This window comes from Sphingomonas sp. GW821-FHT10F09, from assembly GCF_058809195.1.
Genome location: NZ_JBXASI010000005.1, coordinates 18472 through 41375, shown reverse-complemented (window position 1 = coordinate 41375; position 22904 = coordinate 18472). Strand labels below are relative to the sequence as shown.

Here is a 22904-nt window from a genome sequence, read left to right as displayed (position 1 = left end):
GAGGGAACGGCGCAGCCGCGGAAGGGTGAGGGCAGCATGCCCATCCGCCCGTGACCGACACCAGGGACATCGACGCGCTCGCCAAGGGCGGTCGGACCAATATCGCCGGCTTCGTGCTGCGCCTCGCCGCGCGCATCCCGTTCCTGTTCATCGCGGGGCGCCTGTACGGGCCGGACCTCGTCGGCCGGTTCGCGTTGGCGGTGGTCGTCGTCGAACTCGCCGCGCTGGTCGCCACCCTCGGCCTCAAGCGCGGCCTCGCGCAGGCGCTGTCCTCCTCCGATCAGCCGCACGCCAGCGTGGTGTGGGACGCCCTGGCGCTCGCCTTCGTCCTGTCGATCGCGGCGAGCGGGGTGCTGATCGCCTTTCCTGAGGTGATGTACGCCAACACGCAGGTGACCGGGCTCGACCGGTTCCTGCCGTGCATCATCGTCGCGGTGGCGTGGTCCGACGTCAGTCTCGCCGCGCTCGCCTATCGCCACAACGTCAAGGCCGCGGTGACCGCGCGCGCGGTGGTGGAGCCGTGGACGATCTCGATCGCGGCCTGGGTCTTCTCGTTCTTCACGATCAAGGACGGGCTGGTGCTCTCCTATGTCGCGTCGATGATCGCGGCGCTGATCGCCAGCATGGTGCCATTCCTGCGCAGCTATGGCCTGCCGCACGGCTGGTCGCCGCGGATCGCGCCGCTGTTCGCGCTCGCCCGCGCCAATGCGCCGCTCGCCGGCGCGGACGCGCTCGAATGGGGCAGCCGCAACGTCGATCGCTTCATCCTCGGCGTGATGTTCGAACCCAAGGTTGTCGGCATCTATTATATGGCGCAGCAGGTCGCCTCGCTGCCGCAGAAGCTGAAGACCAGCTTCGATCCGATCCTCGGCCCCGTCATCACGCAAAGCCTCGCGGTGAACGACCGTGCCGCGATCGCCAACCAGGTGCGGCAGGTCGCCTTCTGGATCATGGCGGCGCAGGCCGGCCTCGCATTGATGGGCTCGATCCCCGCGGAGGCGGTGATGGGCGTGGTCGGGCCGCAGTTCGTCGCGGGCAGCGCCGCGCTGGGGTTCCTGCTGACCGCGGAGGTGTTCGCCTCGACCGGGGCGGTGTGCGAATCGGCGCTGGTCTATACCGCGCGGCACCGCAATCTGGTGATCTCGATCGTCATGCTGGCGGTGCAGATCGCCTTGAGCTTCCTGCTGATCGGCGCGATGCGCCAGGCGGGCTGGCCGACGACATGGCAGGCGGCGGGGCCGGCGGTGGCGCTGATGCTCAGCGTCGGGCTGACCTCGATCATCAAGGCGACCCTGCTCGGCCGCATCCTCGCCGCGCCGGTGTCGCCGTGGCGCTGGCCGCTGCTGTGGGCGGTGATCGCCGCGGTCGTCGTCGGCAGCCTGTTCACCGCGCTGCCGCACCGCCTCGAATGGGTCGAACTGCTCGTCGGCGAACCCGCGATCGCCGCGACCTATCTGTTCGTGCTGTGGAAATGGGCGTTCGGCCCCGCCGACCGCGCGCTGTTCGGCAAGATGCCCAAGGCGGAGGAAGCGACCCTCCCGAACGTCGGATCGCCGGTACGGTGATCCGGGTTCGGGCGGGTGAGCCGTTCGACCGCGATCAGAAGAACAGCTTGCGCAGGCTCAGTCGCACCGTCCGTCCGAGCGGATCGCGATAGTCGGGCTGATAGGTGATCGGCGTCACGCCGGTGGCGTCGCGGACCTGCTGGCGGCTGTTGAAGATGTTGTCGACCGACAGCGTGACGCGGGCGCCGCGGACCCAGGGGTGTGCCTTCACCAGCGCGAGTTGCTGGCCGAGGTCGGCGAACAGGCGCAAATTGGCGGTGGCGAGCCCGTCGAAGCGCAACGGCTGCGGATTGGCGGCGGTGCCGCCGTTGACGCGGGTGCCGGTGGCGTAATTGGCCGACAGGCGCACCCCGAGGCCGTTGTTCGAATAGCCCGCCTGCCCCTCGAATTCGTGGCGCGACTGGCCGTCGTCGTTCGCGGAGCCGATGATGTCGCCGTTGAGCGCGTCGAGCACCGGCCCGCCGTTCGCCACCGTCACCCGGTTGGTGAGGTTCCAGGTGTGATAGAGCGCGAACTGGATACGGCCGCCACCGCCCTGCCCGCCGCGACCACCGCCGCCACCGCCGCCGAAGCCGCCGCCACCGAAGCCGCGACCGCCGCCGCCCGCACCGCGGCGGCCGCCCTCGCCGGGCGTCGCAGTCCCGGACTGGCCATCGCCCGGCGGCTGCGTACCGCCGGCGGCAGTCGCGTCGGCCGGCGGTGCGCCGCCCTCGCGCCCACCCCCCTCGCGCGCACCATCCGGGCGCCCGCCCTCGCCGGGACGGCCGTTGGCGCCGGGGAAGCGCAGGCCGGCGAACGGGTTCGGCCCGGTGCCGGCGCGGAACGCCTCGATCTGCTTCTGGATCTTCGACTTGATCGGCTTGGAGAAATTGATCCCCCAGCGGATGTTCTCGCTTTCCGAGCGCGCGAAATTGATCGAGCGGCGATCGACGCGGATCAGGTTGCCGTCCTCGTCGCGCACGAAACGATCGGGGAAGGCCGCCTCGAACGCCGCGGTCGGCGAGCTGAGGCCCTGGATCGGGTTGCGCACGTCCTGTTTCGTGTAATTGGCGGTAAGCGTCAGGTCCTTGTTGCTCCACGGCTTCAGGTTGAGCGCGAGCCGGGTGACGCGGCGGTCGCTCGACCGGAGCGCGGGATTGCCGCCGGTCACCGCCGTCACCGTCACCGTCTGGCCTTGGACGAAGTCGAACACGCGGACGTTGGGGGTGACGACGACCGGGTTGCCGAGCTGCGCTGCGCTGGGTGCGATATCCTGCTGGTTGAACGACCCGATGACCCGCACGCCCTCGATCGGCCCCCAGTTGAGGCCATAGCCATAGGCGGTCAGCGTGCCGAAGTCGGACAGCCGGTTGACCGCGACATTGCCGTTCAGCGACAGGTTGCCGAGCCAGCCGAGCACGGCGCGGCTGCGGCTGGCGATCGGCACGTCGACGTTGACGCGGCCGTCGACGCTGTCGCGCGAGACGTCGCCGGTGGTGACGAGCGCGCCGCGGACCGAGCGGCTGGTGAAATCGCTGGTGTCGGCACCGACGCGGATCGCGGTCGACACGTCGCCGGCGGGCAGGCTGAACAGCGGGCCGTTGACCAGCGCCTCGACCTCGCCGCTGTTCGAGATCGACCGTGCGCGGTTGGGCACGCCGTCGCCGCTGCGTTCGGTGTAGGTGTTGCTTTCCGCCCGGTCGAAGCCGCCGGTGACGGTCCACAGCCAGCGTGGGTTGAGCCGCCCGTTGAAGCTGGTGCCGACATGGCCGGTGACGCCGTTGTTGCGCTGTTCGAGGGGGTCGCGGCTGATCGGCACGCCCGCCGCATCGAGCGGCAGGCCGAAGCGGCCGACCGACTGCGTCGCGGTCAGTTCACCGTTGATCGAGGCGGATACGTCGCCGATCGGGCGGGCATAGGTCGCGTTGGTGCCGAAGCTGCGCCCGAACGGCAGCAAGGTGCGGAACGGCCGCTGGTCGAAATTGGTGGTCGCGCCCTCGGTCGCCGCCAGCTGGATATCGCGTTCCGATTCGGTCAGCGCCGAGCTTTGCTGATAGGTGCTGTGCAGGTTGAAGCGGGCGCCGCTGCGGATCGTCAGCAGGTCGAGTTCGGCCTGCGGCGTGTTGCGGCCGCCGTCGGTCGCCTGACGGTCGGCGAGTTCGACGGTGGTCGAACGGAAACGGCGACGCAGGACGAAGTTCACCACCTTCTGGTCGGCGGTATAGCCGTATTTCAGCGCGACCTCTTCGGGCAGGATGTCGACGCGCAGGATCGCCTCGGTCGGGATGTCGCGGATTTCCTGGAAGCCGGAAATGCGCTTGCCGTCGAGCAGCACGACCGGCGGGCCGCCCGCGCCGCTGCGGGTCTGCGGTGCGAGCTCGGTCAGCAGGTCGGAGATGCTGCTGACGCCATAGCTGCGCACGTCGGCGGGGCTGAGAATCTGTTCGGCGGGGATGTCGCCGACCACCGATCCGGGCGGACGGCGGCCGGTGACGACGATCTCATTCTCCTCGCCCTCTTCGGCATCGGACTGCGCCGCGCTCGGCTGCGGGACCGAGGGCGCCTGCGCAGCGGCCGCGGCGGGCACCGCCGGATCGGCGGCGACGGCGGCGGGCTGGTCCTGCGGCGCGGTGGCGGTGTCGCTACTAGCGGGCGCGGGCGCGGGGGTGGGCACGGGCGCCGGCTGCGGCTGCGGCTGCGGCTGCGGCGTTTGCTGCGCGGCGGCCATCGCTGGCCAGCTCGCCGCCATCATCATCACTGCCACCCAACGCATGTCTTGCCCCTTGTCCGTACCGTATCATTCGTATCGTCAACGGCGCTCTAGGCGGCAAATGTCGCACAAATGTGCCGGCGGTGCGGCCGAACGGTAACGGTGTAGCGCCAACGCTCGATCGACATTCAGCGACGATGGCTGTCGCCGGTTAGAATGGACCGTCGTCACTCCCGCGAAGGCGGGAGTCCAGACACGCCAACCTCACGGACAGGACCGAATCGGTAGCGCGCTTGGATTCGCTATCCTTGCCGAGTGCCGATCGGCGCTAACGCCCGATCGCGATCGTCACTGCCTCGATCCGGCGCAGCATGTCGATGAACTGCGCGACCTCGGCGGGCTCGAAGGCGGCGAAGATGCGGCTTTCGAGGTCGAGCGCCTTGGGTGCGACCGCAGCATAGAGATCGCGGCCGGCATCGGTCAGTTCGAGCAGGTGCGAACGCCGATCCTCCGGATTCGCCTGCCGCGCGAGCAGTCCGCGATCGACCAGCGCGATGGCGGCGCGCGACACCGTCACCTTGTCCATCAGCGTCTTGGCGCCGATCGCCTGCTGGGTGACGCCGCCCGTTTCCGCGATCACCGCGACCAGCCGCCATTCGGGGATGGTGAGACCGAACAGCGATTCATACGTCCGCGCGATCGAATCGCTGACGAGGTTCGACGTCACCGACAGGCGGTACGGAATGAAATCGTCGAGGGCGAGGCGCTTGGCAGCCATGACGACTTCGTATCAGTTGACACCAGTTTGGCAATGACGCACATGATTGGTAACGAATGATACCAATCGGAGCGCGACGATGGAACATATGGACGTCAACCCGATGGGCCTCGACGGGTTCGAATTCTGCGAATTCACCTCGCCCGACCCCGATGCGCTCGCCGCGCAGTTCGAGGCGCTGGGCTTCGTCGCCGCCGCGACCCATCCGACCAAGGAGCTGACCCGCTACAAGCAGGGTCGGATCAACCTGCTGCTGAACCGCGAGGCGACCGGCCATGCCGCCGAATTCCGCGCGGCGCACGGCCCCTCGGCGAGCGCCATGGCGTTCCGCGTGCAGGATGCGCAGGCGGCCTATGACGCCGCGATCGCGAGGGGCGCGAAGCCCGCCCCCGCCGGGGCGGCGCTGGAGGGGATTCCGGCGCTGGAGGGGATCGGCGGGTCGCTGCTGTATCTCGTCGACCGCCACGGGGCCGCGGGCAGCCTGTACGACGACTGGACGCAGACCCCGGGTGCCGCCGAGGCAGAGGCGGCGAACTCCGTCGGGCTCGACCTGCTCGACCACCTCACCCACAATGTCCGCCGCGGGCAGATGCGGACGTGGTCGGCCTTCTACGGCCAGATCTTCGGCTTCGAGGAGCAGAAGTATTTCGACATCAAGGGCAAGGCGACCGGCCTGTTCAGCCAGGCGATGATCGCGCCCGATCGCGCGATCCGCATCCCGCTGAACGAGAGCCAGGACGACAAGAGCCAGATCGAGGAATTCATCCGCGATTACAACGGCGAGGGCATCCAGCACCTCGCGCTGACCACCGACGACATCTACACCACGGTCGAGAAGCTGCGCGCCCGCGGCGTCCGCCTGCAGGACACGATCGAGACCTATTACGAACTGGTCGACACGCGCGTGCCGAACCATGGCGAGGACCTCGAACGGCTGCGCGCCAACCGCATCCTGATCGACGGCAACGTCGGCGAGGAAGGGTTGCTGCTGCAGATCTTCACCGAGACGATGGTCGGGCCGATCTTCTTCGAGATCATCCAGCGCAAGGGCAACGAGGGGTTCGGCAACGGCAATTTCCAGGCGTTGTACGAAAGCATCGAACTGGACCAGATCCGGCGCGGCGTCATCACGGTCGACGCATAGGCCGGCCGTAACGGCTAGCCGGGTCTGACCGGCAGGCGGATGGGAAGGACGTGCCCGTCCCGTCGTGATCCCCGCGCAGACGGGAATGACGGGACAAGCGCCGATGAGGTACGACAACGGGGTGGTGGAGCAGGAGAGGACGCCATAACAATGACAACCCACCACCCCCGGAACGACTATATCCCCGGCTTCGGCAACCATGTCGTGACCGAGGCGGTCGCGGGCGCCCTGCCGATCGGACGCAATTCGCCGCAACGGCCGGCGTTCGGCCTCTATGCCGAGCAGTTGAGCGGCACCGCCTTCACCGCGCCGCGGCACGAGAACCGGCGATCGTGGCTGTATCGGATGCGGCCGACCGCCGAGCATCCGCCCTATGTCCGCTACACCGGCGCCGCCCGCTTCGCACCCGGCACCGGCGACGCGCCGCTCGCACCCAACCGGCTGCGCTGGGACCCGTGCGGCGATCCCGCACCGGGCACCGACCTGATCGACGGCATGACGACGATGCTCGCCAACCGCGATCCCGCCGATCTGGAGGGCGTCGCGCTCCACGTCTATGCCGCCGACACCGACATGACCGACCGCGTCTTCACCGATGCGGACGGCGAATTGCTGTTCGTGCCGCAGGCGGGGCGGCTGGAATTGCTGACCGAGCTCGGCCGGATCATGGTCGCGCCGGGGCAGATCGCGCTGGTGCCGCGCGGCGTGCGGTTCCGCGCGCTGCTGCCGGACGGCACCGCGAAGGGCTATGTCTGCGAGAATCACGGTAGCCTGTTCCGCCTGCCCGACCTCGGCCCGATCGGCGCAAACGGCCTCGCCAACCCGCGCGATTTCGAAACGCCGGTGGCCTGGTTCGAGGATCGCGACGCGCCGACCGCGGTGATCCAGAAGTTCATGGGCAGCCTGTGGACGACGACGCTCGACCACAGCCCGCTCGACGTCGTCGCCTGGCACGGCAATCTCGCGCCGTGGCGCTACGACCTGTCGCGGTTCAACACGATCAACACGGTCAGCTTCGACCATCCCGATCCGTCGATCTTCACGCTGCTGACGTCCCCCAGCGACGTGCCGGGCCGCGCCAATGCGGATTTTGTCATCTTCCCGCCGCGCTGGATGGTGGCGGAGGGGACGTTCCGCCCGCCGTGGTTCCACCGCAACATCATGAGCGAGGCGATGGGACTCATCACCGGCGCTTATGATGCCAAGGCGGAAGGGTTCGCGCCCGGCGGCATCTCGCTGCACAATCTGATGGCGGGTCACGGGCCCGACCTCGCCAGCTGGCAGGGTGCCTCCGCCGCCGACCTCAAGCCGCACCGGATCGACGGCACGATGGCGTTCATGCTCGAAAGCTGCTGGCCGTACCGGCCGACGACCTACGCGCTGGACCATGCGCAGCTCGATTACGACGCGGTCTGGGCGGATTTCCCGAAGGCGGTCCTGCCGTGATCCTGCACGGTTACTGGCGATCGGGCGCTGCCTATCGCGTGCGGATCGCGCTGGCGCTGAAGGGCCTCGCCTGTGAACAGGTCAACCACGACCTGCGTACCGGCGGGCAGGCCGACCCCGCCTATGCCGCGCTCAATCCGCAGCGGCTGGTGCCGGCGCTGGAAACGGACGGGCTGGTGCTGACGCAGAGCGTTGCGATCCTCGAATGGCTCGACGAGCGCTTCCCCGACCCGCCTCTGCTGCCCGCCGATGCCGATGGCCGCGCGATCGTGCGCAGCATGGTGCAGGCGATCGTCACCGACGTGCATCCGCTCCACAATCTGCGCACGCTGAAGGCGCTGCGGGAGGATCTCGGTGCGTCGGAAGACCAGGTGCAGGCGTGGATGGCGCGCTGGATGACCGACGGATTCGCCGCGCTGGAGACGCTGATCGTGCGGCATGGCGACGGCTTCGCCTATGGCAGCCGCCCGACGCTGGCAGACTGCGTGATCGTGCCCGCGCTCTATTCGGCAGAGCGGTTCGGCGTCGACACCGCGCCCTATCCGCAGCTGGTCGCCGCGGGGGCGCGCACCGCCGCCCTTGCCACAGCGGCGCATCCGGGCCGCCAGCCCGACGCCGACGCATGAGCGCCGGGGGCATGAGTGAACGCCTGACCGCCACCCCGGCGGGCGTCGCGCTCGCACCGCTGGCGGAGATCGCCGAGGGCAAGGCGCGCAATTTCGTGCTCCAGATGCGCGCGGGACGGTTCCACGGCTTCGTCGTCCGGCAGGGCGATCGAGCGGTCGGCTATGTCGACCGCTGCCCGCATGCCGGCGTGCCGCTGGCGCAGCGGCTGGACGATTATCTCACCCCTGCGGGCGACCTGATCGCGTGCAGCTGGCATGGCGCGCTGTTCCGGATCGACGACGGGCTGTGCGTCGGCGGCCCGTGCGTCGGCCAGCAGCTGACCGCCTGGCCGGTGACCGTCACGAACGGGATCGTCACCACCGCCTGACGTGATACACTCGGCCTCTTTGGCGAGGGAGGCGGACATGCAGAGCGGCGCACGCTGGACGTTGGGGACCCTGCTCGGCAGTGCCGCGCTGACCGCCGCGGGCGGGCTCGGCCTGTCCTTCTATGCCGACCGGATCGCGCGCGAGGCGGAGCGGCTGGTGCCGCAGGACGGCCGCCATCTGCAGGTCGCAGGCGCACGGCTGCATTATGTCGAACGGGGCAGCGGCCCGGCGATCGTGATGATCCACGGCCTCGGCGGGCAATTGCGCAACTTCGGCTATGCGATGCTCGAACCGCTCGCCCGCGACCATCGCGTCATCCTGCTCGACCGCCCGGGATCGGGCTATTCGACCGCGGACGACGATGCCGAGCCGGGCATCGCCGAGCAGGCGGCGATCGTCGCCCGCTTCATCGAGACGCTGGGGATCGAGCGGCCGCTGCTCGTCGGCCATTCGCTGGGCGGCGCGGTGGCGCTGTCGCTGGCGCTGGCACGGCCCGATCTGATCCGCGGCCTCGCGCTGATCGCGCCGCTGACCCAGCCGCAGGAGGCCGTGCCGGAGGCGTTCAAGGGGCTCGCCGCGATCCCGGCGTCGATGCGCCGACTGATGGCGCACACCCTGGGGACGCCGCTGAGCCGGCTCACCGCCGAGCGGACGCTGAACGCGGTGTTCGCGCCGGAGGTGCCGCCCGCCGATTTCGCGACCCGCGGCGGCGGTGCGCTGGCGCAGCGGCCCGCCAGCATCGCCGCCGCCGCCGCCGACCTCGCCGCCGCGCATTACGAGATGGCGGGGATCGCGGCGCTGTATCCGTCGCTCGCCGTGCCCACCGCGATCCTGTTCGGCCGCGACGATGCGATCCTGCCCGCGACGCTGCACGGTGACGTCACCGCCGCGGCGATCCCGGGCGCGCGGATCACGGTGATCGACGGCGGCCACATGATCCCGGTTACCGCGCCCGATGCGACCGCCGGATTCGTCGCCGACGCCTCGGCCCGTTCCGCCTGAGCTACAGCGGCGTCAGCCCGGTCGCGTAGCGCCGCGCATTGGCGACATAGGTCGCCGCCGACAACCGCAGCCCGGCGATCTCCGCGTCGGTCAGCGGCCGCACCAGCCGGGCGGGCGCTCCGACGATCAGCGATCCGTCGGGAAACGCCTTGCCCTCGGTCACCAGCGCGTTCGCGCCGACGATGCAATCCGCGCCGATCACCGCGCGGTTGAGCAGGGTCGCACCCATACCGATCAGGCTGCGATCGCCGACCGTTGCGCCATGGACGATGGCGTGATGGCCGATGGTGACGCCGTCGCCGATCGTCGTCGGCACGCCGGGATCGGCATGGATCATCGCGCCGTCCTGCACATTGCTCTCTTCGCCGATCCGGATCGGGTCGTTGTCGCCGCGCAGCACCGCGCCGAACCAGATCGAGGCGCGGTTTCCGAGCACGACACGGCCGATCACCTGCGCCCCCGGCGCGACATACACGTCCGCGCCGATGTCGGGCGCGACGCCGTCGAGTGCGTAGCAAGTCATGGCGATCCTTTCCGAATTTCAGACAGATACCGTCGCATCGATGCCAAGGTTACCCGTGACACCGGGTCAAGTCGACGCTAGCGTAGCGGAACGATCGACCGCGATCGCCCCGCAAGGGGGTCGCCGGCCGGACGGACATCGAACGACGTGGCTTGCTTCCGGATCCCCTCCGGCTATGCCGAACCGCGTTTTACGGGAGCGACGACCACATGGATGCCGGATTACGCCAACAGCCCGTCGCTGGCCAGAATGGCAGGGACACCGGTGGCAACAGCTTTGTCGCGATGACGGTGTCACCGTCCGCCGACGGTCAGGACCCGCATGAAGCGGCGCTCGCCAACGTCGCCCGCAGCATCACGTCGGCGCGCCGCAAGCTCGGCACGCACCTCGAGGCGTCGCTGTTCGCCAATCCCGGCCTCGACATCATGCTGTTCCTGTTCGCCGAGGGGATGGACGGCGCGACGGTGACCACCAACGCCTGCTGCGCCGCCGCCGGCGTCCCGCGCACGACGGCGCTGCGGTGGATCAAGCTGTTGCAGGATCGCGGGCTGGTGAACGGCAGCGACGACATCAGCGACCGCCGCGTCACGATGCTGGCGCTGAGCCCGCAGGGCCGGAACACGATCCGCACGTGGCTGGACCAGATCGCCGCGCTGCCGATCGCCCAGCCCGAGACACCGGATCGCTGACCTGGCAGCCCAGCGCCTCCAGCGCCTGATTGACGTGAATACCGGCAACGATCTGACCCTCTTCGTCGAGCAGCAGCAACGCTTCCAACAGTAGCGCGCAAATGTGATCGCGTGTCCCGCTCTTCATTTTTGCCCTTTCTTCCATGCCATCGTTGTTTTGCACCGGCGGCGATCAGCCGCCCCGTCGTTCGTCGAGACGATCTACCATACAAGTGCTTTGATCTTTTGTCCATTTCGGACTTGAGCTTGATGTCTGCTTGGCGATCGGCCGGCAATGTCCCCCCGTGACAGCACGCCGCGATCCGCTATCCTGTCGATGTTGACGGTAGGGAAAGCGATGATGTTGACGGCTGGACTGACGGTTGCCGCATGGATGGCATCACTCGCATCGGGGCTCGTGCCGGCGCCCGCCGCGCAGGCCGGCGCCGCCGCTCCCTGCACGCCGCCGCCGTTGCCGGCCGCGCTCTCCGGCTGGCAGCAGGGCGCCCGATTCGCGGCCGGCACCACCGCCGCCGCTGCGGCGCCGCTGACGATCGGCCGGGGCGCCACCGCGACGCTGGTCGCGCCCACCGCGCTGGATTATGCGCGACCGCCCGCCAAGGCAGGCGCCGCGGACAGTTTCGGCGGCCTGTTCGCCGTCACCATCGCCCGTGCCGGCCGCTATCGCGTCGCGCTCGGCGGGGGTGCCTGGATCGACGTGGTGCAAGGGGATCGCCTGCTTCCCTCCGTCGCGCACGATCATGGTCCGGCCTGTTCGCCGATCCGCAAGATGGTCGATTTCGACCTCGCCCCCGGCCGCTACCTGATCCAGATCGCCGGCAGCAAGACGCGCGATCTGTCGCTGATGGTCGCGGCGGTGCCCCGCTGATGCTGGCGCTGGTCCTGCCGCTGCTGCTCGCCGCCGCACCCGCCGCCGCGGAACCGCCCCGCCTGTCGGCGACCGAGGCGCGGATGACGACGACGGTCGATGCCGAATACGAACGCTCGGTCGCGCTGCTCGAACGGCTGGTCAACCAGAACAGCGGCACGATGAACCTGCCCGGCGTCGCCCGGGTCGGCACGATGATGGCCGAACAGTTGCGCGCGCTCGGCTTTGCCGTGACGTGGAAGCCGCTGCCGCAGACCGGGCGCGCCGGCCACATCATCGCGGTCCACGCCGGCAAGCCCGGCACGAAGCGGCTGCTGCTGATCGGCCACCTCGATACGGTGTTCGAGGCGGATTCTCCCTTCCAGCGCTTCTTCCGCAAGGGCGAGGAGGCGAGCGGCCCCGGCGCCGGCGACGACAAGGGCGGCATGGTCGTCATGCTCGCCGCCCTGCGCGCGATGCAGGCCGCCGGCACGCTGAAGGCTGCCAATATCGAGATCGTGCTGACCGGCGACGAGGAGGATTCGGGCGACCCGGTCGAGATCGCCCGCGCCGACCTGATCGCGGCGGGCAAGCGCGCCGACGTCGCGCTCGATTTCGAGGGGCTGGCGATCGAGGACGGGCGCGACATGGGGTCGATCGCGCGCCGATCCGTCAACGACTGGACGCTGACGGTGACCGGCAAGAGCGGCCACAGCTCGCGCATCTTCAGCGAAAGCTTCGGCGATGGCGCGGTGAACGAGGCCGCGCGCATCCTCGCCGCCTTCCGCTCCCAGCTGCCCGAGCCCAACCTCACCTTCAACACCGGCCTGCTCGCCGCCGGCGTCACCGCCGCCATCGACGCCTCGGGATCGAAGGCGAGCGCGCAGGGCAAGAGCAACATCATCCCGGCGCAGGCGGTGGCGAGTGGCGACTTCCGCACGCTCAGCGAGGAGCAGACGCAGCGCGTGCGGGCGAAGATGACCGCGATCGTCGCCGCACACGCACCCGGCACCGACGCGACGATCGCGTTCAAGAGCGGCTATCCGGCGATGGCGCCGACCGCCGGCAACCAGGCGCTGCTCGCGCGGCTGAACGGCGTCAACCGCGACCTCGGCCTGCCCGCCATGCCCGCGCTCGACCCGTTGAAGCGCGGCGCGGGCGACATTTCCTGGGTGGCGGCGGACGTCGACGGACTGGTCGGACTCGGCACCGCCAGCCGCGGCGATCACACCCCCGACGAGGTCGTCGACCTCTCGACGATCCGCCGCCAGGCCAAGCGCGCCGCGATCCTGATGACGCGACTGAGCGCGGAGGCGCGCTAGGGCGATCCGGCCTAGTCCGCGCGCACGATCGGGTGCGTGACGCGCAGTTCGTCGGCGATGCGCTCGACGATGTCGTTCTCGCCCGCCGAGCCGGTCGGCGTCAGCGCCCAGTTGCAATGCGGGTGGGTGGCGGTGGCATAGACCTTGATCTCGCCGATCACGAGCCGCCAGCGCCGCCGGTTGCCGCCAGCGCGGCGCACGAGCGTGGACAGGAACAGGTCGTGGAGCGCGCCGCTGGTCATCGCTCCGCCCTAACGCCGCGTGGCGGCGGAGGAAAGCCGATCAGCCCAGCCCGTGTTCCTGCGCCCAGCCATGGAACAGGCCGGGCCATGCCGCGGCGGGCTTGCCGGCGACGCCGCGCAGGCCGAAGCCATGGCCACCGGTGGCGAACAGATGCGTCTCGACCGGCACCCCCGCCGCCTTCAGCGCCGCGCGGAACGCCAGCGTGTTGCCGACGTCGACCGCGGGATCGTCCTCGGCATGGACGAGGAAACAGGGCGGCGTGCGCGCCGAGACGTTGCGGGCCGGGCTGTGCGCCGCCTCCAGCGCCGGCGAGGCCCGGTTGCCGATCAGCAGGTCGCGCGATCCGGCATGGGCGAGCGGCCGCGTCATCGACTGGACCGCATAGATCGGCGCGGCGAGCACCGGGCGCGCATCCAGCCGATCGGCGGCATCGACCGGCGCATAGGTGGGCGTCGCGAACCGCGTCGCGAGATCGCCGCAGACATGGCCGCCCGCCGAAAAGCCCATCGCCGCGACGCGGTCCGCGCGGATGCCGTAATCGCCCGCGCGCGCGCGGATCAGCCGCATCGCGCGTTGCGCATCGGACAGCGCGACATCGGGTCCCGCCGCCCAGCCGTCGCCCGGCAGGCGATAGAAGAGCACGAACACCGTCCAGCCGCGTGCCGCCAGCCAGCGGCCGATCTCGAACCCCTCCTTGTCGATGACGACGCGTGCATAGCCGCCGCCCGGTGCGACCAGCAGCGCCGACCCGTTGGCGCGCGCCGGGCGGAACACCGTCAGCCGCGGTCGCAGGATGCCGCGCAGCGCACGGTCGGGGCGGGCGGGGTCGGTGCTGCGCTCGATCGTCTCCTCGACCGGCGGCACCCCGGGCATGCCCGGCGCAGCGCCCGGCCACAGGTCGATCGTCTCGACCGGATCGGCTGTCGCAGCGCCGGCGCCGGCCGGGATCAGCCCCGCCGCGAGCGTGGCGAGCAGCGCCTGTCGCCGGTCGATCATGACATCCTCACCCTTGCATCGTTGCGGTAACCGGTGTCAGAACGATGCGGTGCCACTCTGCGACTGTCAATAACCCGGGGCAGCGCAACCGATGGGAGACGATAATGGCCATGATCCTCGCCGCCGCCCTGCTCGCGTCCCTGCAGGCCGCACCCGCTCCCGCGCCGACCGCCGCCGAACGGCCGATGGTCGTCGTCGACGAGGCCGCGGTCAAACGCGACGAGCCGACGCCGCACGGCCGGATCGGGATGAGCACCGCCTATCGGATCAGCGATGCGGTGCCGGGCCGGACGATGGAATTCCGCAAGCGCGTGCTCCACGTCGGCGCCGCGATCGGCCCGCACCCGCTGGCGCATGACGAGGTCTATTACGTCCTGTCGGGCGAGGGGATCGTCTCGTCGGGCGCGGACACCCGGCCGCTCCGCCCCGGCATGGCCGCCTATCTCTACGATGGCGCGACGGTCGGCATCCGCCAGGTCGGCAGGACACCGCTGACGCTGATCGTCGCCTATCCGGTGGCGCAGCCAACGCGATAGAGGCGCGCGCAAAGCAACACTTCGTTGCACCGCGGCCGGCGACGCGGCACAGGCGGCGCATGGGGACGATCGCTCATACCCGCGCCGGGCTGTTCTATGGCATCGGCGCCTACGCCCTGTGGGGGGTGCTGCCCCTCTATCTGCATCTGCTCAAGGACATTCCGCCCGCGCAGGTGCTGTCGCACCGGGTGCTGTGGTCGCTGCTGCTGCTCGCCGCGGTGGTGATCGCGACGCGACGACTGCGACCGCTCATCGCGGTCGCGCGCGGCCGGGTGCTGCTGATGCTGACCGGCAGCGCCGCGCTGATCGCGGTGAACTGGTTCGTCTATATCTGGGCGGTCGCCAATGCGCATCTGGTCGAGGCGAGCCTCGGCTATTTCATCAACCCGCTCATCAACGTCGCGCTCGGCGTGATGCTGCTCGGCGAACGGCTCGACCGATTGCAGGGCGGCGCGATCGCGCTGGCGGCCATCGGCGTGCTGATCCTCGCGGCGACCGGCGGCGGCGCGATCTGGATCTCGCTCAGCCTCGCGCTCAGTTTCGGCTTCTATGGCCTGATCCGCAAGGTCGCGGCGATCGACGCGCTCGGCGGACTGACGATCGAAACCGCGATCCTCGCGCCGATCGCGCTCGCCGTGCTGCTCTACGCGAGCACCAGCGGCAGCGGCGCCTTCGGGCGCGACGGCACGATGGACCTGTTGCTGATCCTCGCCGGCCCGGTCACCGCCGCGCCGCTGCTGCTGTTCGCGGCGGGGGCGAAGCGGCTGCGCTACACGACGATGGGGCTGCTCCAGTTCATCGCGCCGACGCTGCAATTCCTCGAAGCGGTGCTGATCTACCACGAACCGATCCGGGCGGCGCAGCTGGCGACCTTCGCGCTGATCTGGCTCGGCTGCGGCCTCTACGCGTGGAGCAGCATCGCCGCGTCGCGGCGGATGGCGCCCGCCGCGGCCTAGGGCCGATTCGACATTCAGGTGACGACGTGCCGAAACCGCCGTTTGCAGGCCGTCAGGGCCTAACGTCGATCGGCCCTAGGTCCCCGGCTGGATATACGGCACGCGCGCGAACAACTCCCGCTCCCACCGTCGGGGATCGTTCTCCACGCGCGACCGCACGTCGAAGATCATCGTCGCACGCCGGTCCAGCGTATAGGCGGGCCAGCGCGCCGCCCCCGCAGGATTGGGATCGCCGGTCTGCGCGAAGGCGACGAAGCGGTCCTGCATCGCCGCGCTCGCCGTCCGCGCATCCGCGCCGGTCCCCGTCTCCGATCCCTTCGCGGCCAGCGTGCCGAACACCAGGGGGATGTCCATCGTGTGGAACGCCCCGCGCCGCGGGTCGGTGCGCGAGCCGTAATCGACCTGATAGACATGGGCCGGCGCGCCCGCCGTCGCGCGCGCCTCCGCCTCGATCACCTGCCCGCGCCAGCTGCGCCCCGCGGTGGTCGCGCCGTAGAAGACGTCGACGGGGCTCCACGTTGGATAATGCGCGCGATATTGCGCGACCACCCATTCGGGCAGAATGTCGATCCGCAACTCGGGCGCCATCCGCGCCGCCAGATTGTCCCAGCTCAACCCGCGCATCGCCGGCGAATCGAGGCGAATGAACGCCCGCGTCTCGTCGTGCGTGTTGCCGAGCATCATCGGGATGCCGCGCCCGCGCGGATCGGCATCCGGCCAGAACGGGTGGCGGGTCAGCCAGCGCATGTCGAGCACCGGCCCGAAATAGACGCCGCCGCCCAGGATCGGATCGGTCGCATCGAGCGCCTCGACCAGCTTCGCGACCGGCAGCGTCGCGACGTCATCGAGGCCGGGGCCGGCGCCGAGCGGCGCCAGATACGCCCTGGCCCGCGCGGTCGCGTTGAGCGGGCCGGACGCCGTCACCTGTTGCCCGCTCATCGTCGCGGCGCGGTGGAACAGGCCCTTCGCCGCCGCCATCCCCATCATCGTCGCGATCTTGGCGCCGCCGCCGGACTGGCCGAACACCATGACCCGGTCCGGATCGCCACCGAACGCCGCGATATTGTCGCGCACCCAGGCGAGCGCGAGGATCAGGTCGAGCTGCCCGGCATTGCCGCTGTCGGGAAAGCGCGGGTCGAGCCGCGCGAGATAGAGGTAGCCGAGTGCGTTGAGCCGATGGTTGACCGTCACCACCACCACGTCGCCGCGCGCCGCCAGCGCCTGTCCGTCGTTCAGCGGATCGGTGACGCTGCCGGTCGCATAGGCGCCGCCGTGGATGTACAGCATCACCGGCTTGTTCGCGCCCCGGCGCGGTGCGGCGGTCCAGACGTTGAGGAACAGGCAATCCTCGGATTGCGGTCCGTACGGCCCCTTCTGCGGACAGACCGGGCCGAATGCCTGCGCGCGCACGCTCTGCCCCGGCTGCGCGACGGGGGTCGGCGCGCGGAACCGCTCGGCGCGGCCGTAGCGGATGCCGCGGAAGGCATGGACGCCGCCCTCGCTGGTGCCGACGAAATCGCCCGCCGGCGCGCGCACCGCTGCCGGTCCCTGCCCCCGCACGCCGGCCGTCAGCAGCGTCGCCGCCCCCGCACCGATCGCGGCGCGGCGGGTCAGGCCGCCGCCGTCCCCGCTAGCGGCGGACATCCAGCCCGCCGGCGAGATAGGCGTCGATATCCGCCTGCCGGAACAGCGAGGCATCACCGGGCAGCGAATGCTTGAGCGCGGTCAGCGCCAGGCCCGTCGCCGCCGCCGCGCCGATATCGCCGCCGGTGCGCAACGCGTGGAGCACGCCGCTGGCGAAGGCGTCGCCGCCGCCGATCCGGTCGACGATACCGGCGAGCACCACCTCCTCGGTCTGGGCATGGCCGTCGCGCGTGTCGATCCGCGCGGAGACGCGGTGCAGGTCGACATTCTCGACATGGCGCGCGGTCGAGGCGATCGTCTTGAGCTTCGGGAAGGCATCGAAGGCGGCTTCGGCGGCGTCGCGGCGGCGATCCTCGCCGTCATGACCGCCGAAATCGCGATCGAGCAGCAAGGCGATATCGCGATGGTTGCCGAACATCAGGTCGGCATGTTCGACCAGTTGCATCAGCAGCCCGCGCGGATCGCTGTCCCAGCGTTCCCACAATTTCGCGCGGTAATTGCCGTCGAACGAGATCGGGATGCCGCGCGCCGCGGCGGCCCTGACCGCGGCGATCGCGCTCTCCGCCGGCACCGGCCCCAGCGCCGGGGTGATTCCCGACAGATGGAACCAGTCGACACCATCGAACAGCGCGTCCCAGTCCCAAGCGGCGACCGGCGCTTCGGCAAAGGACGAATAGGCGCGGTCGTAGATCACCTCGGTCGCGCGCATACCGGCGCCGGAGGTGACGAAATACAATCCCATCCGGTCGCCGCCCAGCTGGATCGCGGCGGTATCGACGCCATGGCCCCGCAACGTCGAGATGGCGGAGCGGCCGAGGTCGTTGTCCGGCACCATGCTGGCGAAGCCGACGTCATGGCCGAGCTTGGCGAGCGCGGTGGCGACGTTCGCCTCGGCACCCGCGACCCATACGTCGAATTTGGGCGTCTGGAGCAGCAGCTCGCGCCCCGGCGGCGACAACCGCAACATGATCTCGCCGAACGCCAGCAACTTGGCCACGTGTCTCTCCTGTCTGCGCCACCCTCGCCCTTCCGACGCCTCGCGCCCCCTTCCTCTCCCGGCGGGAGAGGGAAAAGACGCCGAAGGCGACGAAGGGTGAGGTCAGCCCCTTATTCTGTCACCGCGCCAGCCAGCCGCCATCGACCGCGAGGATATGCCCCTGCACGTAATCCGCCGCGCGGCTCGCCAGGAACACCGCCGCACCGCCGAGGTCGTCGGCATCGCCCCATTTGCCTGCGGGGATACGGTCGAGGATCGCCTTGTTGCGCGCCTCGTCCGCCTGCAGCGCCGCGGTGTTGTTGGTCGCGATATAGCCCGGCGCGATCGCGTTGACGTTGATGCCCTTGGCCGCCCATTCGTTGGCGAGCAGCTTGGTCAGGCCGCCGATGCCGCTCTTCGATGCGGTATAGCTCGGCACGCGGATACCGCCCTGGAACGTCAGCATCGAGGCGATGTTGATGATCTTGCCGCCACCGTTGGCGATCATGTGCCGCCCGGCCGCCTGGCAGAGGAAGAACACCGACTTCAGGTTGGTATCGACGACCGCGTCCCAATCCTCCTCGGTGAAGTCCACCGCATCGGCGCGGCGGATGATGCCGGCATTGTTGACGAGGATGTCGAGCCCGCCGAGCTTCGCCACCGTCTCGTCGACGACCCGGCCGACCGGTTCGATCGACGACAGATCGGCGGAGACGATCTCCGCCTTGCGGCCGAGTTCGCGGATTCGCGCGACGGTGTCCTCGGCCGGGGTACGGCCGACGCAGGCGACATCGGCCCCGGCGGCGGCGAGCGCGACGGCGATCGCCTGCCCGATGCCGGTGTTGGCACCGGTGACGATGGCGACCTTGCCGGACAGATCGAAGGGATTCATCATCTTCTCCTCCCCTCCCTGCCAGGGAGGGGCTGGGGGTGGTGGCATGCCCGCGCTACGGTTGAGCGCGCATTTGGGGTCGCCGTACCACCCGGATACGACCCACCCCCGCCCCTCCCATCAGGACGCCCATCCATTGCGACTGCGATGGGACCCGACGGGGAGGGGAGTTAAGCGACGTTACGCCAGCTGGCAGATATCCAGCACGTTCATGTCGGTATAATCCTGGTTCTCGCCCGCCATCGCCCAGATGAAGGCATAGGCCTTGGTGCCCGAACCCATGTGGATCGACCAGGGCGGCGAGATCACCGATTCCTCGTTGGCGACGACGATGTGCCGCATCGCCTCGCCCTCACCCATGAAGTGCATGACGCGGTCGTTCGGGCCGTCCAGCTCGAAGTAGAAATAGATTTCGCTGCGCCGCTCGTGGATGTGCGGCGGCATCGTGTTCCACACCGAACCGGGCTTGAGCACGGTCAGGCCCATCACCAGCTGCGCGCTGTCGCAGACGCCGGGGATGACGAGCTGGAAGATCGTGCGCTCGTTCGATTCCTCGAGGCTGCCGCGCTCCAGCGCATTGGCGTCGGCGATCGACAGCTTGCGCGTCTGGAACGCCTTGTGCGCCGGGCAGGACGCCAGATAGAAACGCGCGCCGTCGCCCGAAAACTGGACGTCCGTCGCGCCCATCGTCACGTACAGGCAGTCCTTGTTGCCGAGGCTGAACGTCTCGCCATCGACGGTCACGGTGCCCTCGACGTTGCTGACGTTGACGATCGCCAGCTCGCGACGCTCGAGGAACGGGTGGCCCTTGGCCGACGCCGGCTCTTCCTGTGCGGGCAGCGCGACCGAACCGCTTTCGACATGGACGCCGCCGATCACGAAGCGGTCGGCATGCGTGTAGTTGAGCACGCATTCACCGGCGCGGAACAGGTTCTGGATCAGGTAGCGATCGCGCAGTTCGTCGTTGGAGACGCACTCCATCATGTCGGGATGCGTGGCGTAATAGGTGCGGTCGAACATGGGAACTCCGGACGTTGGATGCTGCCGTCAGGCGGCTATGTTGCAAATATTGGAACGGCTTCCCACGCCTTTATCAGCACCGTCGTCGATGCGATAGGCACGGCGGACGAGCCCGCTGGTCAATTCCTGTGCCAGTTCCGCCGCTTCCCAATCCTCCAGCCGGTGCTCGGCGACGAGGCGGGCGAGGAAGCCGCAGTCGATCCGCCGCGCGACGTCGTGCCGCGCCGGGATCGAGAGGAAGGCGCGGGTATCGTCGTTGAAGCCGACGGTATTGTAGAACCCGGCGGTCTCGGTGGTCATCTCGCGGAACCGCCGCATGCCCTCCGGGCTATCGTGGAACCACCAGCTCGGCCCCAGCTTCAGGCACGGATAATGGCCCGCCAGCGGCGCCAGTTCGCGGGCGTAGACGCTCTCGTCGAGCGTGAAGAGGATGATCGACAGATCGGTCGAGGTGCCGAACCGGTCGAGCAGGGGTTTCAGGCCGTGGACGTAATCCGTCCGCCCCGGAATGTCCGCGCCCTTGTCGCGCCCGTGGCTGGCGAACAGGCCGGCATTGTGATTGCGCACGCTGCCGGGGTGGATTTGCATTACCATCCCATCCTCCACGCTCATCCCCGCCATTTCGGTCAGCATCTGCGCACGGAACAGCTCGGCATCGGCTGACGTCCAGTCGCCACCGGTGATGCGCGCGAACAGCGCCTCGCATTCGGGCGTGGAGAGGTTCGCGGTCGCCGCGGTCGGGTGGCCGTGATCGGTCGCGGTCGCGCCCGCGGCGCGGAAATCGGCGCGACGCTTGCGATGCGCGGTGAGATAGCCCTGCCAGCTGTAGACGTCCTCGCCGGTCAGTTCGGCGAAGCGCCGCATCGCCCCGGCGAACTGCTCATGCTCGACGTCGATGACGCCGTCGGGGCGATAGGTGGTGACGACGCGCCCGTTCCAGCCGCTTGTTCGGATACGCCGGTGCGCGTCGAGGCTGTCGTGCGCGCCCTCGGTGGTGGCGAGGAAATCGATGCGGAACCGGTCGAACAGCGCGCGCGGGCGGAACGCCTCGGTCGCCAGCTTTTCGCCGATCGCATCGAAATACAGATCGGCGGTGGCGGGTTCGAACGCGACGTCGAGGCCGAACACCTCGCTGAACACATGGTCGAGCCACATCCGCGACGGGGTGCCGCGGAACAGATGGTAATGCTCCGCCAGCACGCGCCATGCCGCGCGCGTATCGGTCGCCGGCACGCCGTCGCGCCGCGGAATCGCGAGCGAGTCGAGGTCGACGCCCTGGCTGTAGAGCATGCGGTAGAGATAATGGTCGGGCGCGAGCAGCAGCGTCGTCGCGTCGGTCCAGTTGGCGTTCTCCGCGAACCAGACCGGATCGGTATGGCCGTGCGGGCTGACGATCGCCGCGTCGGCGACCGTGGCATACAGCGTCCGCGCGATCGCACGCGTGGTCGGGTCGGCGGGCAACAGCCGGTCGGGGTGCAGTTCTAGACGCCGCGTCACAGCCTTGGTCCTCTCCGTCGTTTCTCGCGATCACCGATCTGGTAACCGGTGTCAGGTATGCGTGCAACCGTCATTCCGCGTCCGCGCCGGGACTGGTTCACCCGCCCGGCGGCGAGGCGACCGAGCCCCTGCGGATCAGCGTCGACAGGAACAGCGATGGCTCCTCGACGTCCGCCTCGCCCTCCTGCTCGCCCGCGATCAGCTTGAGCGCGGCGGAGCGCGCCATCGACGCGATCGGCCAGCGCACCGTCGTCAGCGGCGGCCAGACGTGCGCGGCGATCGGCGTGTCGTCGAAGCCGATGATCGACAGATCGCGCGGGATGTCCAGATTGCGCTGGCGGGCGGCATGGATGACGCCCGCCGCCATCTCGTCGTTGCTTGAGAAGATCGCGGTCGGCCGCGGGATCACGTCGAGCAACCGCTCGGCGGCGACCAGCCCGGATTCGAATGTGTAATTGCCGTCGGCGATCATGCTGCGCGGTAGGGCGATGCCGGCGGCGGCCAGCGCCTCCTCGAACCCCGCGCGCCGTTCGCGTGCCGAACGAAAGCCGTGCGGCCCGCCGACGAAGCCGATCCGCTTGTGCCCCTGCGCGATCAGATAGTCGGTCGCGGCATGCACCGCCTCGCGATCGTTGGAGGCGACCATGTGCGCCGGCCCGTCAAGCGCCGCCGATCCCATGCGGACGTAGCGGCAGCCGATATCGACGCAGAGTTTGGCGACGCTGTCGTTCTCGCTGATCGGCGGCATCAGCAGCACCCCGAACAGGCGCTGGCGTTCGAGGAAGTGGCGCAGATCCTCCAGCATCGTCGCCGATCCGCGATCGACCGGCCGCACCACCATCTCGAATTCGGTGTCGTGCAGCGCCTCCAGCATGCCCTGCTGGACGTTCATCACCGTCTGCGCATTGGGATTGTCGTGGACGAGTCCGATCAGGAAGTTGCGGCGCAGCGCCAGCGCGCGCGCCTGCGGATTGGGAATATAGCCGAGGTCGCCGATCACATCCTCGACGCGCTTGCGGGTGTCGTCGTTGAGCAGCGGCGACCGGTTGATGACCCGGCTCACCGTCTTCTTGGACACGCCCGCGATCCGGGCCACATCGTTGATCGTCGGCTGTCCGGTCTTGCGCATGGCGCGCACGATAGA

22 protein-coding genes are annotated in these 22904 nt (G+C 69.4%); 11 read left to right on the top strand and 11 right to left on the bottom strand.

What is annotated here, in order from left to right; translation table 11 throughout:
* Positions 1-50 precede the first annotated feature (50 nt).
* Positions 51-1565: a lipopolysaccharide biosynthesis protein gene (locus AC1RTO_RS15200; RefSeq protein ID WP_493161648.1), complete on the top strand. Its 1515-nt coding sequence runs from the start codon at positions 51-53 to the stop codon at positions 1563-1565.
* Positions 1566-1599: 34 nt separating this feature from the next.
* Here the strand turns inward: AC1RTO_RS15200 and AC1RTO_RS15195 are convergent, their stop codons facing one another.
* Positions 1600-4317: a TonB-dependent receptor gene (locus AC1RTO_RS15195; RefSeq protein ID WP_493161647.1), complete on the bottom strand. Its 2718-nt coding sequence runs from the start codon at positions 4315-4317 to the stop codon at positions 1600-1602.
* A 265-nt stretch (positions 4318-4582) separates the two neighbouring features.
* Positions 4583-5032, bottom strand: a complete 450-nt coding sequence (locus AC1RTO_RS15190; protein WP_493161646.1) for a MarR family winged helix-turn-helix transcriptional regulator — start codon at positions 5030-5032, stop codon at positions 4583-4585.
* A 79-nt stretch (positions 5033-5111) separates the two neighbouring features.
* On the opposite strand from AC1RTO_RS15190, the gene hppD reads away from it, so the two are divergent.
* The 5 genes from hppD (at position 5112) to AC1RTO_RS15165 (ending at position 9619) form a co-directional block, all read left to right on the top strand.
* Complete coding sequence (hppD, locus tag AC1RTO_RS15185; protein ID WP_493161645.1) at positions 5112-6176, top strand: 4-hydroxyphenylpyruvate dioxygenase; 1065 nt, start codon at positions 5112-5114, stop codon at positions 6174-6176.
* 150 nt (positions 6177-6326) lie between these two features.
* Entirely contained in the window at positions 6327-7622 is a 1296-nt protein-coding gene (gene hmgA, locus AC1RTO_RS15180) for a homogentisate 1,2-dioxygenase (protein ID WP_493161644.1), read from the top strand.
* Entirely contained in the window at positions 7619-8248 is a 630-nt protein-coding gene (maiA, locus tag AC1RTO_RS15175) for a maleylacetoacetate isomerase (protein WP_493161643.1), read from the top strand. The genes hmgA and maiA overlap by 4 nt, the downstream gene beginning before the upstream one ends.
* A gap of 11 nt (positions 8249-8259) precedes the next feature.
* A complete protein-coding gene (locus AC1RTO_RS15170) occupies positions 8260-8616 on the top strand; it encodes a Rieske (2Fe-2S) protein (RefSeq protein WP_493161642.1) in 357 nt (118 codons plus the stop codon).
* A 37-nt stretch (positions 8617-8653) separates the two neighbouring features.
* On the top strand, positions 8654-9619 hold the full coding sequence (locus tag AC1RTO_RS15165) for an alpha/beta fold hydrolase (RefSeq protein WP_493161641.1): 966 nt from the start codon (positions 8654-8656) through the stop codon (positions 9617-9619).
* 1 nt (position 9620) lies between these two features.
* Here the strand turns inward: AC1RTO_RS15165 and AC1RTO_RS15160 are convergent, their stop codons facing one another.
* Complete coding sequence (locus AC1RTO_RS15160) at positions 9621-10142, bottom strand: gamma carbonic anhydrase family protein (RefSeq protein WP_493161640.1); 522 nt, start codon at positions 10140-10142, stop codon at positions 9621-9623.
* Positions 10143-10426: 284 nt separating this feature from the next.
* Here AC1RTO_RS15160 and AC1RTO_RS15155 point away from each other — a divergent pair, with 284 nt between their 5' ends.
* The 3 genes from AC1RTO_RS15155 (at position 10427) to AC1RTO_RS15145 (ending at position 13000) form a co-directional block, all read left to right on the top strand.
* Complete coding sequence (locus AC1RTO_RS15155; RefSeq protein ID WP_493161639.1) at positions 10427-10831, top strand: hypothetical protein; 405 nt, start codon at positions 10427-10429, stop codon at positions 10829-10831.
* A 373-nt stretch (positions 10832-11204) separates the two neighbouring features.
* Positions 11205-11699 (top strand): hypothetical protein, encoded by a 495-nt coding sequence (locus AC1RTO_RS15150; protein WP_493161638.1) that lies wholly within the window; start codon positions 11205-11207, stop codon positions 11697-11699.
* Positions 11699-13000, top strand: a complete 1302-nt coding sequence (locus AC1RTO_RS15145; protein ID WP_493161637.1) for a M20/M25/M40 family metallo-hydrolase — start codon at positions 11699-11701, stop codon at positions 12998-13000. The genes AC1RTO_RS15150 and AC1RTO_RS15145 overlap by 1 nt, the downstream gene beginning before the upstream one ends.
* An 11-nt stretch (positions 13001-13011) precedes the next feature.
* On the opposite strand, the gene AC1RTO_RS15140 is transcribed toward AC1RTO_RS15145, so the two are convergent.
* Both AC1RTO_RS15140 and AC1RTO_RS15135 read right to left on the bottom strand, forming a co-directional pair.
* The gene (locus AC1RTO_RS15140; protein WP_293872626.1) at positions 13012-13242 is read right to left on the bottom strand and encodes a hypothetical protein; all 231 of its coding nucleotides are present in this window, start codon (positions 13240-13242) and stop codon (positions 13012-13014) included.
* 40 nt (positions 13243-13282) lie between these two features.
* On the bottom strand, positions 13283-14239 hold the full coding sequence (locus tag AC1RTO_RS15135; RefSeq protein WP_493161636.1) for an alpha/beta hydrolase: 957 nt from the start codon (positions 14237-14239) through the stop codon (positions 13283-13285).
* Positions 14240-14349: 110 nt separating this feature from the next.
* On the opposite strand from AC1RTO_RS15135, the gene AC1RTO_RS15130 reads away from it, so the two are divergent.
* Both AC1RTO_RS15130 and rarD read left to right on the top strand, forming a co-directional pair.
* Positions 14350-14775, top strand: coding sequence for a cupin domain-containing protein (locus AC1RTO_RS15130; RefSeq protein WP_493161868.1), 426 nt, complete (start codon positions 14350-14352; stop codon positions 14773-14775).
* Positions 14776-14834: 59 nt separating this feature from the next.
* Entirely contained in the window at positions 14835-15731 is an 897-nt protein-coding gene (gene rarD / locus AC1RTO_RS15125; protein WP_493161635.1) for an EamA family transporter RarD, read from the top strand.
* Positions 15732-15806: 75 nt separating this feature from the next.
* On the opposite strand, the gene AC1RTO_RS15120 is transcribed toward rarD, so the two are convergent.
* The 6 genes from AC1RTO_RS15120 to AC1RTO_RS15095 all read right to left on the bottom strand — a co-directional run bounded on the left by AC1RTO_RS15120 (position 15807) and on the right by AC1RTO_RS15095 (position 22889).
* Complete coding sequence (locus tag AC1RTO_RS15120; RefSeq protein WP_493161634.1) at positions 15807-17375, bottom strand: carboxylesterase/lipase family protein; 1569 nt, start codon at positions 17373-17375, stop codon at positions 15807-15809.
* Positions 17362-18372, bottom strand: a complete 1011-nt coding sequence (locus AC1RTO_RS15115; protein ID WP_493161633.1) for a PfkB family carbohydrate kinase — start codon at positions 18370-18372, stop codon at positions 17362-17364. Before AC1RTO_RS15115 ends, AC1RTO_RS15120 begins: the two co-directional genes overlap by 14 nt.
* A gap of 118 nt (positions 18373-18490) precedes the next feature.
* Positions 18491-19246, bottom strand: a complete 756-nt coding sequence (gene kduD / locus AC1RTO_RS15110) for a 2-dehydro-3-deoxy-D-gluconate 5-dehydrogenase KduD (RefSeq protein WP_493161632.1) — start codon at positions 19244-19246, stop codon at positions 18491-18493.
* A 177-nt stretch (positions 19247-19423) separates the two neighbouring features.
* Positions 19424-20263, bottom strand: a complete 840-nt coding sequence (gene kduI, locus AC1RTO_RS15105; protein WP_293872620.1) for a 5-dehydro-4-deoxy-D-glucuronate isomerase — start codon at positions 20261-20263, stop codon at positions 19424-19426.
* A gap of 27 nt (positions 20264-20290) precedes the next feature.
* Positions 20291-21760, bottom strand: a complete 1470-nt coding sequence (gene uxaC, locus AC1RTO_RS15100) for a glucuronate isomerase (protein ID WP_493161631.1) — start codon at positions 21758-21760, stop codon at positions 20291-20293.
* A gap of 97 nt (positions 21761-21857) precedes the next feature.
* Positions 21858-22889, bottom strand: coding sequence for a LacI family DNA-binding transcriptional regulator (locus AC1RTO_RS15095; protein ID WP_493161630.1), 1032 nt, complete (start codon positions 22887-22889; stop codon positions 21858-21860).
* Between the last annotated feature and the right edge of the window lie 15 nt (positions 22890-22904).